Below are 15,180 nucleotides of genomic sequence, written 5' to 3' on the forward strand. Positions count from 1 at the left end.
CTCCGCCTTAGCGGGCATCACGCACCAGACGCAATCCCATATCTGCCATCATCACCGACTGGCTGGCAAAATCCCGCCGGTAGTTTTCCGACAGTTCCGCCTCGTAGGAGTAACTGCCGCCCCGCACTGATTTGTGGGCCAGGTGGATCTTGCTCTGCTGGGCATTGTTCGGGTTATCTTGCGGGCTGTGACGGTAGAAGGTCTCTTCATAGGCATCGGACACAAACTCCCCCACATTGCCGGTCATGTCATAGAGCCCCAGCTCATTGGGCTTTTTCTGCCCCACCGGATAAGCGCGATTCTTGGCATTGTCGCTGTACCAGGCAACCTCATCAATATCATTGGACCCGCTATAGCGATAACCCTGGCTAAGTTTGCCCCCCTTGGCGGCATACTCCCACTCCGCTTCGGTCGGCAGCCGGTAGTGACCACCGGTCAGCTCGTTGAGCTTTGCCACAAACAGGTTGGCCTGCTGCCAGCTCAAGTTGTTTACCGGCACACTGGGTGCCTGGAAATAGCTGATCGAGGGCCCCATTACGGCTTCGAACAACGCCTGCGTCATCTCGAACTTCGCCATGTAGAAACTGTTGACCGATACCGTATGAACCGGCCCCTCGCTCGATTTGGCGGCGGGCTCCTCAGAGCCCATCTCGAAGCGCCCCCCCTCCACCAGCACCATGTCCGCTTCAATTTTTTGTTGCAACGGATGGATAGGTTTATTGGCCCGGGTTACCCAGAAAGTGCAGCCTGCCACCAGCACTGTGGTGGCCAGCAGCGGGAGTGCGAATTTGAATGCGCTATTTTTCATCATCTGACCTGTGCAGTAAAAAGGAGTGCCGCCGTTATTGGCCAGCAGAAACAGGGGAAGCGCCAACCTTGCTCACCCGCTTGCCATTGAGCTCCGCCAGCACCTCGGGGGGCGCTATCTTGCCAAGCTCAGTCATACAAGCGTCGCTTTTGGGATGAGCGTGGCGCAGATAGATATCGCACACCGCATAGAGCTGCTCCGGCGCGCCGGAAATTCGATAGGCCAGCTCGAATGAACCGATGGCTTTATCGAGATCCAGCGGCTCTTGCAGCACCCCGTTGAGATACCAGAAGTAACTGTTATTGCTGGCCAGCTCTGCCGCCTGCTCCATGGTCGCCGCAGCCGCTGTTTTATCGCCAAGCCGGACTTGGGTCAGCGCTTTGGCGTAATACAGGCTGGCATTTTCCGGCACCGCTTTAATCCCTTTATCGAGCAGAACCAGCGCGTTCGCATCCTGCTGCTGGGCCCGCAGGTTGTCGGCAAGGCCGAGCCAGAGCTGGGGATTATTCGGCTGGGTGGCAAGCAGCTGCTCGTAGCCTGCCTGTGCCTTGGCCCACTGTCGGGTCCAGCGCAACAGGTCAGCGTGCAACTGCTGCAGCGCCGGGTCTTGCTGCCGGGCCAGATAACCGCTCACTTCCGCCAGCGGCTGGCGAATGGCGCTCAGCTGCCCCTCATCCATGGCGCCATAATCGCGGGCCAGATTGAGGGTGGCCGCGCGACGCACCTCGGCACTGCTGTCTGCCAGCAACGGCGAGAGCAGCCGCCAGCGGTGGGTAAACTGATAGGGATCTGCCGCAATCACCGCAGCCTCGCGCACCAGCGCACTCTCGTCACGCAGGCTTCTGGCCACCGCCACCAGACTGTTCTGGTTCGGATAAGCCGCCAGCTGGCGCAGGGCATCGGCCCGCACTGTCTCGGGTTGGGACAGATCCTGGGCGCTGTAAGCCCACTGCTGGATCTGGGTCGCTGACGGCGCACTGGCGGCAGCCGGCGCAGTGACTGCCGCACTCTGCGGATCCGGGGTTGCCGGTCCGCTCGTCGATACCGCCAGTGCGGCGCAGGAAGAGACCAACCCCAGGGTCAGCCACAAGGTGCGAACGCTACCAGCAAGTCGCTGCCGACCCGCTATGTTGCTCAACATGCTCATTGTTCTATTTCCCCTGCACAGAGTTCATCACCGCATCACGGAATTTACCGTGCGCCACCGGATAACCGGCCCGGCGCAGGATGAAGGCCATCGACTGATCGATGTGGCTGAAAAACTTGTGCCAGCCGGCGCAGAGGTAGTTCAAACCGGTTTCTCCCTCGTGGGTGCGAATAAAGCGATTCTTCGGGCACTCGCCATAGCAGGCAAACTGGTAGTCACACTGCTGACACTGACGGGTCAAGGTACGTGACTTGGCAAAACCGAATGCTTGCTGAGCCGGTGAATAGGCCAGTTCGTTCAGCGGCTGATGGTGGATATTGCCGATCTGGTACTTGGGATAGACATAGTGGTCACAGGCGAACACATCGCCGTTAGGCTCCATCGCCAGCCCCTTGCCGCAGATCTCCCCCAGGGTGCAGAGCGGGTTTTTGCGCCCCATCCAGGTCTCGACACTGGCTTCGAAATACTGCACAAACACCCGGCCCAGATCCCGCTCTGCCCACTCGTTGAAAATGGTGATGAGAAAATCCCCCCACCCTTCGGCCGAGACGCACCAGGGTTCGACCACCGAGTTTTTGTGCCAGGGGTTGAGGCGCTTGTCTCCCTGTTTGAGTTGCTCCTGCGGCTGCCAGGTCTGGGGCGCCGTGGTGCGAAAACTCTTTTGTTCGACAATGGGGATGAACTGCATCTGGGGCGACTTCACCTCGTCACGCAGGAAGCGATAGACCTCCAGCGCATTCTTGCTGGTGAGGTTGTTGACGCAGGTCAGGGTGGCAAACTTCACCTTGTATTTGTGCAGCAGCGCCACCGCCGCCATCACCTGGCGGAAGGTACCACGCCCGGCACGGTTGACCCGGTAAGTGTTGTGCAGCAGCTCGGGGCCATCGATGCTCAGACCAATGAGGAAGTTGTTGGCCGCCAGAAATTCACACCACTCGTCATTGAGCAAGATGCCATTGGTCTGCAGATCGTTGGCAATCACCACCCCTTGCGGCTGATATTTGCGCTGCAATTCGACCACTTTGCGAAAATAGCCGAGCCCGAGCAGGGTTGGCTCGCCCCCCTGCCAGGAGAAGATGATCTCGGGGGTATTCTGCCCCTCGATATATTGGCGGATATAGGTTTCAAGGGTCTGCTCATCCATCTCGGGGGAGCAGCCCTTTTTGTACTCCAGCAGCTCTTGCTTGCTGAGGTAGTAACAGTAGGTGCAGTCGATGTTACACACGGCCCCGATCGGTTTGGCCATCACATGCATCCGCTTGGATGCCTTGCCGTTGAACTGTGGACCCGGAGTAATCACCATAAACGCACCGCCTGAAAAATTGCTGTTTTGAGGGGTGCAGTATAAAGAGTCATGCTGTCACGCGCTGGTTATACCCCTTATAACCAGCAGATATGCATCCGCGGGTTGCGCCGGTATGACTGCCCTCCTCCCGGCTAATAGGGACAAGACCGGGGCACAGCAAACCAGCGCCCCAGGGTTTAAACATTTCGCGTGCTCCTGGCACTGCCACTGGCTAAAGCGACTTGGGCTACGGCGAGGTCAGCAAGGCACTCAGCAAGGCACTATGTCGCTTTAAACCGGTTATCGACGGCCATTCTGTGCAGGGGGGATGGTAATCACGTAGAATGCCCGCGATTTGTGTGACGCGAGCCGAGGAAAACGTGAGTCAAACAACCTTACAACATGCCCGATTGGACTGGAGCGACACAGGTACGCCTATCTCCAGCGAGTTCGGGGATGTCTACTTTGCCGATAACCACGGTCTCAGTGAGACCCGCTACGTTTTTTTATTGCAAAACCAGCTACCAGAGCGATTTTCACAGCACGATCGCGACTGTTTCGTCATCGGCGAAACCGGCTTTGGCACCGGTCTCAATTTTCTGGCGACCATGGAAACCTTTCTGGCCCATGCCCCCGATACAGGCCCCGGCGCTCGCCTGCACTTCATCAGTTTTGAAAAATACCCTCTTGCTACCGAGGACCTGCGCAAGGCTCATGGTGCCTGGCCAGAACTCGCCGCCTTGAGTCAGCAGCTGATTGCGCAGTGGCCGATCGCTACCGCTGGCTGCCATCGTCTGCACTTTGCCCATGGCCGGGTACGGCTCGATCTGTGGCTGGGAGATATCGAAGAGATGCTGCCGCGAGTGCCTCATGGGCCGCAAGGGCTGGTCGATGCCTGGTATCTGGATGGCTTTACCCCTGCCAGAAATCCCGAGATGTGGACCCAGACACTCTTTCAGGGCCTTGCACGCCTTGCTCGTCCCCACGCCACGCTAACCACATTTACCTGCGCTGGCTTTGTACGCCGTGGCCTGATTGACGCAGGTTTTGCCACGAAAAAAATCAAGGGGTTCGGCAGCAAGTGGTCCATGCTGGCAGGCCAGCGCGCAGACAAGCTCCCGCAGCAGAGCATTGCCCCCTGCTATGACCGTCCTGCCGGGCGGGAGGGCGAGGTAGTGATCATCGGCGGGGGTGTCGCCTCGGCCATGACCGCCCTGTCGCTGGTGGAGCGGGGCCGCAAGGTGACCCTGTTGTGCGAAGATGGCGAACCGGCCACCGGCGCCTCCGGCAACCGCCAGGGCGCGCTCTACCCGCTGCTCAATGGTGAGCACGATGCGCTGTCGCGCTTCTATTCGCTGGCCTTTGGCTACGCTCGCCAACGGCTGCTGGCACTGGCCGAGCGCCATCCCATCGCCTTTGAATTGTGCGGTGTGGTGCAACTGGGCTATGACGACAAATCCCGCGCCAAGCTGACCAAGATGAGCCAGGGCCCCTTCCCCCCGGCGCTGATGCAGCCCCTGACCGCCGCAGATACCGAAACGGTCGCTGGCCTGCCCAGTGGCCATGAAGGGGTCAGCTACCCGCTGGGGGGCTGGCTCTGTCCGGCCGATCTCACCCGCGCCGCCATCGAGGAGGCGCAAGCCAGCGGCCTGCTGCAGGTTGAATACAATACCCGGGTGAGCGCCATTACCGAACAGGCGGATGGCTGGCGATTGGAGAGTGAGGATGGCCGCCACTGGCAGAGCCCCAATCTGGTGGTCGCCGCCGGTCATCAGTTACCCGCACTGCTCCCCTTCGCCGAGCTGCCGCTCTATCCGGTACGGGGTCAGGTGAGCCATGTGCCGACCTCGGCCAGCTTGCGCCAACTCAAGACAGTGCTCTGCTACGATGGCTACCTGACGCCAATGCACAACGAGCAGCACTGTATCGGTGCCAGTTATGGCCGTAACCAGAACAGCCTTGAGTTTCGCGCCGACGAACAAGCCCAAAATCAGGCGCGACTGCAAGCCTGCCTGCCGGATCAACGCTGGCCAACGGAGGTGGATGTCAGTAGCAATGAGGCGCGCGTAGGGGTGCGCTGCGCCAGTCGGGATCACCTGCCGGTGGTGGGGCCAGTGGCCAGATTGCATGGTCTGGCAGAGCACTATGCGCAGCTGCAGCAGGATCAGCACAATGCCCAACCGCTGCCCCTTCACCCCGGCCTCTATGTGCTGGGGGCGCTCGGCTCACGGGGTCTCTGCTCGGCCCCGCTCTGTGGCGAGCTGCTCGCCAGCGAGATCTGCGGCGATCCCCTGCCGCTGGCTGCCGATCTGCTGGAGGCACTCCACCCGGCCCGTTACTGGGTGCGCAAACTGCTCAAGGGTAAAGCCTTGGTCTAAACCGGACTCTGCAAGCAGTAACAAGGCCGCCAGATGGCCTGATGCCAAATCAGTCAAGAAGCTCTTCATCGCGCCTTCTGATCTGTAAAAATCCGAAACCTGTTGATTGGTTTCGGATTTTTTATCTCTATCGAACAGGATCCCGGCTGACTTCACGCCACCCATGCTGCCCGGCTTGAGTCATGCGCCGAGCTCATTCTCGCCCTGCTTCGCGCGAAGGGAGCGACCTTATCCCCGCGGCGTGAAGCCAGGGCCACAGCAGCACAGTGCAAAAAACCAATAAAAAAATGCCAGTCAGGCTTAACTGACTGGCATTAGCCATCATGGCTCCCGTTTTTATCCCTTATCCATCAACCGCTCAGCCCGCCCTGGCGGCACTCATCCTGGCTTTGACCATGCCAAACACCATCGGCAACAGCGAGATAGCGATAATGCCGAAGATCAACAGGGTAAAGTTGTGACGCACCACTGGCAGGTTACCGAAGAAGTGGCCCGCGTAGACAAACGACAACACCCACAGCAGACCGCCGACCAGATTGAACGTCAGGAAGCGCGGATAGGTCATGGCACCCATCCCCGCCACGAACGGTGCAAAGGTACGCACGATAGGCAGAAAACGGGTGATGATAATGGTCTTGCCACCATGCTTGGCATAGAAGGCGTGAGTCTTGTCCAGATAGTCGCGACGGAAGATTTTTGAATCCGGGTTGCGAAACAGCTGCTCACCAAAGAAGTGTCCGATGGTGTAGTTGACCACATTACCCAGCACGGCAGCCACGATCAGCACGCCTGCCAAAGTATGCACATCAAGCACACTGCCCACGGTCAGCGCTCCGGCAGCAAACAGCAGAGAATCACCGGGCAAAAATGGCGTCACCACCAGCCCGGTCTCACAGAAGATGATCAGAAACAGGATGGCGTAAACCCACACGCCATAGTTCTCGAACAATTCTCTCAAATGCACGTCAACGTGCAGAATAAAATCGATAGCAAACAGGATTAGATCCATTTTTCCATACTCATAAAGTGAACGGCGTGGAGTCTACGCCAATGCAATCCGGGTCACAATCACCTGTTTGCGGGCTTTTTAATCAACGAACAGGCAGACTCAATAAATGCCTTGCATCACCAGGTCATTCACCCTGCTGCAACCCCTTTCTGACCTGTTCTGGCAGGCAACGCTCCCAGCCCCACAGCAACACCAGCAGTAAGGTCATGTCATCGAGCCAGCCCAGCAGGGGCACCACATCGGGGATCAGATCCACCGGACTGATGCCATAAAGCAGGATAAGGATGACCAGCCCTTTGGCCCACCAGGGGGTGGCCGGATGACGAAAGCCCCGATAGAGACGGCGCAGGCGTTGCCAAACCAGCCAGCGTTTCGCACTCATGATGCGATCAACTCGCCACGCAACCGCTGGATCTGATCCCGCAGCGCAGCGGCCTGTTCGAACTCCAGATCCCGTGCATGCTGGAACATCTGCTCCTCCATCCGCTTGATCTCTTTGGCAATCTCGCTGACCGAACGGGCATGGTACTCCCCTTGTGGTTCAGCCGCCTTACGAGCGCCGCGACCCGCTTTGCCGGCAGTGCGGCTGCTCCCGATGTCCATCACATCCCCCACTGACTTGTTGAGCCCTTTAGGGGTGATGCCGTGCTTGAGGTTATGTTCATGCTGCACGGCGCGGCGGCGATCAGTCTCCTCGATGGCAACCCGCATCGAGTTGGTGATGGTATCCCCATAGAGAATGACCCGACCGTTGAGGTTGCGCGCCGCCCGGCCTATGGTCTGGATCAGCGAGCGAGTAGAGCGTAGGAAGCCCTCTTTATCCGCATCCAGAATCGCTACCAGCGACACCTCCGGCATGTCGAGACCTTCCCGCAGCAGGTTGATCCCCACCAGCACATCGAACTTGCCAAGGCGCAGATCGCGGATGATCTCCACCCGCTCCACCGTATCGATGTCGGAGTGGAGATAACGCACCCGGACATCATGTTCTGCCAGATATTCGGTCAAATCCTCCGCCATCCGCTTGGTCAGGGTGGTCACCAGCACCCGCTCAGTCACGGCCACCCGCTTGCGGATCTCGGAGAGCAGATCGTCCACCTGGGTGGTCACCGGGCGCACCTCGATTTCGGGATCGAGCAGGCCGGTGGGGCGCACGACCTGCTGCACCAGATCGCCGCCAGATTTCTCCAGCTCGTAGGGCCCCGGGGTGGCTGAGACAAACACCGTCTGCGGCATCAGCGCTTCAAACTCGTCAAACTTGAGGGGGCGGTTGTCCAGCGCCGAGGGGAGCCTGAAGCCATATTCCACCAGGGTCTCCTTGCGGGATCTGTCCCCTTTGAACATGGCGCCGATCTGCGGCACAGTGACGTGGGATTCGTCGATGATCAGCAGGCCATCTCCCGGCAGGTAGTCAAACAGGGTGGGGGGCGGCTCCCCCGGCGCACGACCAGAGAGATAGCGACTGTAGTTCTCGATGCCGGAGCAGTAACCCAGCTCCTGCATCATCTCCATGTCGAACTGGGTACGCTGGCTGATCCGCTGCTCCTCTACCAGCTTGTTCAGTGAAAACAGCTGCTCACGCCGCCCGCGCAACTCCTCCTTGATATGCTCGATGGCACCGAGAATGGTTTCGCGCGGGGTCGCATAGTGGGTCTTGGGATAGATGGTGTAACGCACCACCGTCTGCTCGATGGCACCGGTTAGTGGATCAAACTGGGAGAGCCGCTCTATCTCCTCGTCAAACAGCTCCACCCGCAAGGCCAATTTGTCCGATTCGGCGGGATAGATGTCGATTACCTCCCCCCGTACCCGGAAGGTGCCGCGCTGAAAGGCCATGTCATTACGGGTGTATTGCAGCTCAGCGAGACGACGCAAAATATCCCGCTGATTGATCACATCACCGACTTTCAGATGCAACATCATGCTGAGGTAGGCTTGGGGATCCCCCAAACCATAAATGGCCGAGACCGAGGCGACGATGATCACGTCGCGCCGCTCCAACAGCGCCTTGGTGGCCGACAACCGCATCTGCTCGATGTGATCGTTGATCGAGGCATCCTTTTCTATAAAGGTGTCGGTGGTTGGCACATAGGCTTCAGGCTGGTAGTAGTCGTAGTAGGAGACGAAATACTCTACCGCGTTGTCGGGAAAGAATTCTTTCATCTCGCCATAAAGCTGGGCTGCCAGGGTTTTGTTGGGGGCCATGATCATGGTCGGGCGATTCAGGGTGGCAATCACGTTGGCGATAGTGAACGTCTTGCCAGAGCCCGTCACCCCGAGCAGGGTCTGCTGGGCAAGGCCGGATTCGATGCCATCGAGCAGCTGGCTGATTGCCGCAGGCTGATCGCCGGCAGGTTGAAACTGGCTGACTAGTTTGAACAATTTGCTCATGAACACTCCCGACACAAAACCGCAGAAGCGCAGTGTAACCGAGGGATTGGCACCGGTACACACAGGCGCGCTGCCCGTGTGTCTCCTGCCGAGAATGGCTTGACCCCCTCAGACTGCTTCTGTATAGTGCTCCTCCTTGCCTGATGTTCCCCCGTAGTTCAGTCGGTAGAACGGCGGACTGTTAATCCGTATGTCACTGGTTCAAGTCCAGTCGGGGGAGCCAATTCCTCACCATCTCGGTGCAAGTTATCCACTTTAGTATCTTCTCCTTCCGATTTTAATGCACAAGTCCCCTCTTGCTGCAGGCTTCCTCTTTTGTTACCCATCCATGCGCGACAGTGTTTTCTGCCGTCGTATCTAACTATATGATTTTTATACCAACTTTTTTAATACGGTATTTTTTGAACAGTACTTGCATCCCAGTAGTGGCGCGGCTTTCCGGTCAATGCGCAAGATTCATTAACAGGGTTATCCACAGATTCTGTGGGTAACTGCAGCAATCCCTGTCAGGACGCGGGATTGCCAGTAATCCCACCCTGCCGGGGTACTTTTCCCCCATCAACCTGATTTTATGCTGTTTTGCCAACGCACTCATGGCCCTCTGCTACAGGGCTCTTTTGACCCTTTACTCCGATCTCTTTTCGCCAGACCTTAGTGCATCAGCGATCGGGTAACAACGGCACCACTTTCGTCCATCACCAGCAGCCTGTGCCCCTGGTTGAATCTGCTGAAACAGAGCTGGGAGGTACGTTAAAGCAGCAGAATCTAAAGTGGCCCCACTCCCTCATGATGATCGCGGGTCATCAGCAGATTTCACTAATTGACAGCCCGACTCTCAGCAATAAACACTAACTTTCAACCATCCGCTTTACTGTCAAACTTCTTGCCGGTGAAATAGTGTCTGATAACTCCCGATTAATCGGTGGCTTGCGCTTCTTTATTGGCGATAGTTCCGGCACAATATCGACCCCACTTTTCTCTCGGTTTTCCCGGGCATGACCATAGATTTCGTGACACTGCTACATCAAAGTGACTCCCTGCTGCTGTTCGTGGTATTGGCCTTTGGCCTGCTGCTTGGCAAAGTACGGCTTGGCAACTTCCAGATTGGTAACACCATTGGCGTGCTGTTTACGGCCTTGCTGTTTGGCCAGATGGGCTTCGAGTTTACCGCCACCACCGAAAACGTCGGCTTTATGCTGTTTATCTTCTGCGTGGGGATAGAGGCTGGACCGCATTTTTTCAGTGTTTTCCTGCGCGATGGCATCCACTACATCACCCTGACTCTGGTGATCTTGCTGACCGCCCTGCTACTGACGGTGGGGCTGGCCAAGTTCTTCAACCTGGGGCCCGGCATGGCAGCGGGGATCCTGGCGGGTTCCCTCACCTCCACCCCGGCGCTGGTGGGTGCCCAGGATGCGCTGCGCAGCGGCCTGCTCAATCTGCCCCATCAGACCGATATGCAGGCAGTACTCGATAATATGGGTATTGGTTATGCACTGACCTATCTGGTTGGACTGGTGGGCTTGATGCTGGTGGTACGCTACCTCCCCTCCCTGGCACGGCTTGATCTCAATACCGAAGCCCAGAAAATTGCCCGTGAGCGAGGGCTCTCTGATAGTGACAACCGCAAGACCTATCTGCCCATCATCCGCGCCTATCGGGTAGGTCCCGAGCTGGCAGCCTGGATCGGTGGCCGAACCTTGCGCGAAACCAGCATCTACCCGCACACCGGTTGCTATGTCGAACGGATCCGCCGTAACGGCATTCTGGCCAGTCCCGATGGGGATGCCGTTATTCAGGAAGGGGACGAGATTGCCCTGGTGGGGTATCCCGAGAGCCACGAGAAGCTGGACGTCAACTACCGCAACGGCAAGGAGGTGTTTGATCGCAACCTGCTTGACCTGCAGATCGTCACCGAAGAGATCGTGGTAAAGAACGACTCGGTGGTGGGTCGTCATCTGGTGGAGCTCAACCTCACCGAGAAAGGGTGCTTCCTCAACCGGGTGGTGCGCTCCCAGATCGAGATGCCGTTCGATCGCAACATCATGCTGCAAAAAGGCGACGTGTTGCAGATCAGCGGCGAGAAACAGCGGGTCAAACTGCTGGCCAACAAGATCGGCTTTATCAGCATCCACAGCCAAACCACCGATCTGGTGGCTTTCACCACCTTCTTTGTGCTGGGCCTGTTGATCGGCTCCGTCTCACTGGTGTTTGGCCAGCTTGAGTTTGGCCTGGGTAACGCCGTCGGCTTGCTGCTGGCGGGGATCCTGATGGGCTATCTGCGTGCCAACCACCCGACGGTCGGCTATGTGCCGCCAGGCGCGCTGCGCTTGGCCAAGGATCTCGGTCTTGCGGTGTTTATGGTGAGTACCGGCCTCAAAGCCGGTGGCGGCATCCTGGATCACCTCAGTGAGGTAGGTATGGTGGTGCTGTTCTCTGGCATGCTGGTGACCACCTTGCCGGTACTGGTTGGCTACCTGTTTGGAGTCTGGGTATTGAAGATGAACCCGGCTCTGCTGCTCGGGGCCATCACCGGCGCCCGTACCTGTGCTCCGGCGATGGATGTGGTCAATGAGGCGGCCAACAGCTCGATTCCAGCCCTTGGCTACGCGGGCACCTATGCGGTGGCCAACGTGATGCTGACCCTGGCAGGCTCCTTTATCATCGGTTTTTGGTTCTAGCCAGCCGTCATCTGATCATCCATATGCAAAAAGGGGAGCCTGGCTCCCCTTTTTGCTAATTCCCTAAATTGATGGCGCTTGAATGGAACCCATTAAGGCTCGGTGATCTGAACACCACCATCCCCTTCAAGTCTGCATCAGGGGCACGTTGCTTCACCCCATCACCAGCAAGCCTCAATACCACAGATTGCTGATTAACTGTGGCTCTCTCACTTTTTAACTACTTGTAGGCTCGCCCTTCCAGATAGTGTTTGCGGCACAGCGACACATAGCGATCGTTGCCGCCAATCTCCACCTGTTCACCATCACGCATCACCTGACCCGCTTCGCTCACCCGCGAGTTCATGTGGGCCTTGTTGCCGCACCAGCAGATGCTTTTCAACTCTTCGAACTTGTCGGCCAGGCAGAGCAGATGGTAGGAGCCCGGGAACAGCTCGCCCCGAAAATCGGTCTTGAGGCCATAGGCCATCACCGGAATATCCTGCTCATCGACGATGCGCGCCAGCTGGTAAACCTGCTCACGGGTCAGGAACTGGGCCTCATCGACGATAAAGACATCGATGGCTTTCTCTGCATGACGCACCTTCACCATTTCAAACAGATCGCAGCTATCGCTAAATACATCCACTTTCAGCTCAAGACCAACCCGGGCACTGATCACCCCGACGCCGAAACGGTCATCAATGGCGGGGGTCATCGCCAGAGGGTGCATCCCCCGCTCCAGATAGTTGAAGTGCGCCTGAATAAGCTGGGTGGATTTGCCTGAATTCATGGTGGCAAATTTGTAGTGCAGTGAAGCCATGATACTGTTCCGAAACTGAATTTATGGGGCGCATGCTAACCAAAGCCCCTGACAAAACCAAGGGGCCCGTAGGCCCCTGCGCGTAAAGTGTATTTTATGTGCGTTATGCCGTTGCCAGGACGGCATGGGTTTTCGCTTTGCGCAGATGATAAGTGGTAAACACCACAAACCAGAGTGCGCTCACGCTAAAACCGGCCAGCACCGAGTGCATCATGCCCATGGCCAGATAACCAATGGCAGCACCGAACGCAATAGCCAGCGCATAAGGCAACTGGGTCATCACGTGATCGATATGATGGCAACCGGCACCGGTGGCCGACAGGATACTGGTGCTGGAGATGGGCGAGCTGTGATCCCCGAACACCGAGCCCGCCAATACAGCGGCCAGCATCGGCAGCATCAGGCTGATGTCACTGGCTGCAGCCATGTCACCGGCCAGCGGCAACATGATGCCAAAGGTGCCCCAGCTGGTACCGGTGGCAAACGCCATGGCACAAGAGAGGACAAAGACCACCGCAGGCAGCACTTCGACCGGCAGATTACCATTGGCGAGCGAAGCCAGGTATTTGCCGGTCTCCACATCACGCACCACGGCACCTATGGTCCAGGCGAACAGCAAGATATTGATCGCCGGCAGCATGGCCATGACACCTTGCGGCGCAGCCTTCATCCAGTTCTTGGCACCCAGCTTGAGACGCATCGCCAAACCGATGGAGACCACCAGACTGCACAGCGCGCCATACACCAGGGAAGAGCCGACGTTGGTGTTCTCGAACGAGCCAAGCACGCTGAACGGCAGCCCCTTCTCGCTCAATACAGCCGCACCGGAGTCAATCATGAAGTAGACGGTCGCCAGGGTCAGGGTCAGGATCGGCAACACCATGTCGATCATGCCACCGTTGCTCTCCTCCGGGCTCTCCATGTCCAGACCGATGGGGCGCCCTTTGGACTCATCCCACAGCTTGCCTTCCAGTGCCCAGGCTTCATGCTGACGCATCGGGCCGATATCAAGCTGAAACGCAATCACCACCAACACCATGATCAGGGTGAACACCGCATAGAGGTTCATCGGGATCATCTCGACAAACGCCGCGATGGGGCTCTGATCCGTCAGGCCATGCGCCGCCAGGATGCCACCAACCAGGGCGATGATATAAGCACCCCAGGAGGAGATGGGCATCAACACACAGACAGGCGCGGCGGTCGAATCCAGCAGATATGCCAGCTTGGCACGGGAGATCTGGAAGCGGTCAGTCACCGGACGGCAGATGGCCCCCACCGACAGACTGTGGAAGAAGTCGTCGATAAAGAAGGCAAACACCATCATGCCGGTGAGCGCTTTGGCCCCCTTGCGGGTCTTGGCGCGGCGCTCGGCCCACTCGGCAAAAGCACGGGTGGCACCCGACACGCTCATCAAACTGATGAGCCCGCCCAGCAGCAGCATGAACAGAAGCATGTTGACGTTGTCACGATTGAGCGCACCGTCGACCCAGAAGATCTTGAGCACGGTATTCAACATGTAATGCAGGGAGTCGAGAGGGGAAAACTGATTGAGCAGCAGGCTGCCTGTCACGATACCGACGCCAAGGGACAGCAATACACGGCGGGTGGTGATCGCCAGGGCGACAGCTAACAAAGGGGGAAGTACTGACCAACCGGAGTCGGCAAAATGACTAATGTCCATGATCTCTTTGCACCTAAAAAGACAGGTGGAGATCTACCGAGAGGATCTAAAGAAACAAAACCTATGGGGAGGTTATACTCCTCAGCCCCTTCAGGTAGCGCTCCATAGTGGATGACTATGGCAGTCCTGCATCTGTTAGGTGCAGAACCAGCAGCCCGGTATGATGGCCTGGCCACTTCGGCGCTGACTCCTTTCCTTGTGCATCGCAGGCATCACCCTCCGCACAAATACTCATAGGCAGCGCGCCTCTACTTAAAGGTATTCGCCGGTCATTCTATCGACATGGCAGCTTATAGCAAGTTTTTTGATTAAATGTTCATGATAAAAACATCAACACCGAGAAATGGTAGTCAAATGATGCAACAATCCCAGTTTTGGCGCTATTTTCATCTATTATGGTTTCATAGGTATCCAAGCCTCATACATAAATTCCTGCGTATGGTATATCCACGGCAAGTGACTCCTCCTCGATATAATATTTTGCACTTCTTGACTTATTTAAATTGCCACGCAAGAATCAGGAGGAAATCTATATTCCCCTCTGACTCGGCGTGGTAAATTGTATGAATGAATTTTTTAAGGTACTGCTTAATATCCGCAGTCTGCGTGCAACCTGCCGCGAACTTTCTCTGGAGCAACTGGAAGAAGGACTGGAAAAACTTTCTGCTATCGTCGCAGAACGTCAGCAGGATGAATCCGCTGGGCGTCAGGCACGCGAAGAGCATCAGCGTAAGATTAATGAATACAGCGAAATGCTGAAAGCGGCTGGTATTGATCCGGCAGAATTGGTTAACGTTGTCGCTACCGCTCCCGGCAAATCAGAGAAAGCCAAGCGCGCGCCACGTCCAGCCAAATATCGCTATCAGGATAATGGCGTAGAGAAAACCTGGACCGGCCAGGGTCGTATGCCTTCGGCAATTGCTAGCGCCGTGGCAGCAGGTAAATCACTGGAAGATTTTGCTATCTGACCCCACTTGCTTTGCCAATAAAAAACC

General features: G+C 57.2%; 11 protein-coding genes, 1 tRNA gene and 1 riboswitch. Of the genes, 4 read left to right on the plus strand and 8 right to left on the minus strand.

What is annotated here, in order from left to right; genetic code table 11:
• Window positions 1-7: 7 nt before the first annotated feature.
• The 3 genes from CK911_RS08555 to CK911_RS08565 are packed head-to-tail and all read right to left on the minus strand — an operon-like array spanning window position 8 to window position 3,258.
• Window positions 8-874 (minus strand): SUMF1/EgtB/PvdO family nonheme iron enzyme, encoded by an 867-nt coding sequence (locus CK911_RS08555; RefSeq protein WP_241658070.1) that lies wholly within the window; start codon window positions 872-874, stop codon window positions 8-10.
• On the minus strand, window positions 843-1,949 hold the full coding sequence (locus CK911_RS08560) for a hypothetical protein (RefSeq protein WP_172953985.1): 1,107 nt from the start codon (window positions 1,947-1,949) through the stop codon (window positions 843-845). Before CK911_RS08560 ends, CK911_RS08555 begins: the two co-directional genes overlap by 32 nt.
• A 10-nt stretch (window positions 1,950-1,959) precedes the next feature.
• Window positions 1,960-3,258, minus strand: a complete 1,299-nt coding sequence (locus CK911_RS08565; RefSeq protein ID WP_098969647.1) for an anaerobic sulfatase maturase — start codon at window positions 3,256-3,258, stop codon at window positions 1,960-1,962.
• A gap of 341 nt (window positions 3,259-3,599) precedes the next feature.
• Between CK911_RS08565 and mnmC the strand changes: the two genes are divergently transcribed.
• Window positions 3,600-5,618 carry a bifunctional tRNA (5-methylaminomethyl-2-thiouridine)(34)-methyltransferase MnmD/FAD-dependent 5-carboxymethylaminomethyl-2-thiouridine(34) oxidoreductase MnmC gene (mnmC, locus tag CK911_RS08570; protein WP_216640703.1) on the plus strand — a complete coding sequence of 673 codons (2,019 nt, stop codon included), beginning with the start codon at window positions 3,600-3,602 and terminating at the stop codon, window positions 5,616-5,618.
• 358 nt (window positions 5,619-5,976) lie between these two features.
• Here the strand turns inward: mnmC and CK911_RS08575 are convergent, their stop codons facing one another.
• From CK911_RS08575 to uvrB, 3 genes are all read right to left on the minus strand, one after another.
• A complete protein-coding gene (locus CK911_RS08575) occupies window positions 5,977-6,627 on the minus strand; it encodes a DedA family protein (RefSeq protein WP_042019146.1) in 651 nt (216 codons plus the stop codon).
• Window positions 6,628-6,751: 124 nt separating this feature from the next.
• The gene (locus CK911_RS08580) at window positions 6,752-7,009 is read right to left on the minus strand and encodes a YkvA family protein (protein ID WP_042019144.1); all 258 of its coding nucleotides are present in this window, start codon (window positions 7,007-7,009) and stop codon (window positions 6,752-6,754) included.
• Complete coding sequence (gene uvrB / locus CK911_RS08585) at window positions 7,006-9,018, minus strand: excinuclease ABC subunit UvrB (RefSeq protein WP_042019142.1); 2,013 nt, start codon at window positions 9,016-9,018, stop codon at window positions 7,006-7,008. The genes CK911_RS08580 and uvrB overlap by 4 nt, the downstream gene beginning before the upstream one ends.
• Before the next feature lie 147 nt (window positions 9,019-9,165).
• Between uvrB and CK911_RS08590 the strand changes: the two genes are divergently transcribed.
• Both CK911_RS08590 and CK911_RS08595 read left to right on the plus strand, forming a co-directional pair.
• Window positions 9,166-9,241: transfer RNA gene (locus CK911_RS08590), tRNA-Asn, on the plus strand.
• Window positions 9,242-10,013: 772 nt separating this feature from the next.
• On the plus strand, window positions 10,014-11,699 hold the full coding sequence (locus CK911_RS08595) for an aspartate:alanine antiporter (protein WP_042019141.1): 1,686 nt from the start codon (window positions 10,014-10,016) through the stop codon (window positions 11,697-11,699).
• A gap of 220 nt (window positions 11,700-11,919) precedes the next feature.
• On the opposite strand, the gene CK911_RS08600 is transcribed toward CK911_RS08595, so the two are convergent.
• Both CK911_RS08600 and CK911_RS08605 read right to left on the minus strand, forming a co-directional pair.
• Entirely contained in the window at window positions 11,920-12,501 is a 582-nt protein-coding gene (locus CK911_RS08600) for a thymidine kinase (RefSeq protein WP_042019140.1), read from the minus strand.
• A gap of 103 nt (window positions 12,502-12,604) precedes the next feature.
• Entirely contained in the window at window positions 12,605-14,185 is a 1,581-nt protein-coding gene (locus CK911_RS08605) for a Na+/H+ antiporter NhaC family protein (RefSeq protein ID WP_042019138.1), read from the minus strand.
• 87 nt (window positions 14,186-14,272) lie between these two features.
• Window positions 14,273-14,444, minus strand: a riboswitch (Lysine riboswitch).
• A gap of 304 nt (window positions 14,445-14,748) precedes the next feature.
• Between CK911_RS08605 and CK911_RS08610 the strand changes: the two genes are divergently transcribed.
• Window positions 14,749-15,153: an H-NS family nucleoid-associated regulatory protein gene (locus CK911_RS08610; RefSeq protein ID WP_042019137.1), complete on the plus strand. Its 405-nt coding sequence runs from the start codon at window positions 14,749-14,751 to the stop codon at window positions 15,151-15,153.
• Window positions 15,154-15,180: the final 27 nt, after the last annotated feature.

This window comes from Aeromonas sp. CU5, from assembly GCF_002586745.1.
Taxonomy (GTDB): Bacteria; Pseudomonadota; Gammaproteobacteria; order Enterobacterales; family Aeromonadaceae; genus Aeromonas; species Aeromonas sobria.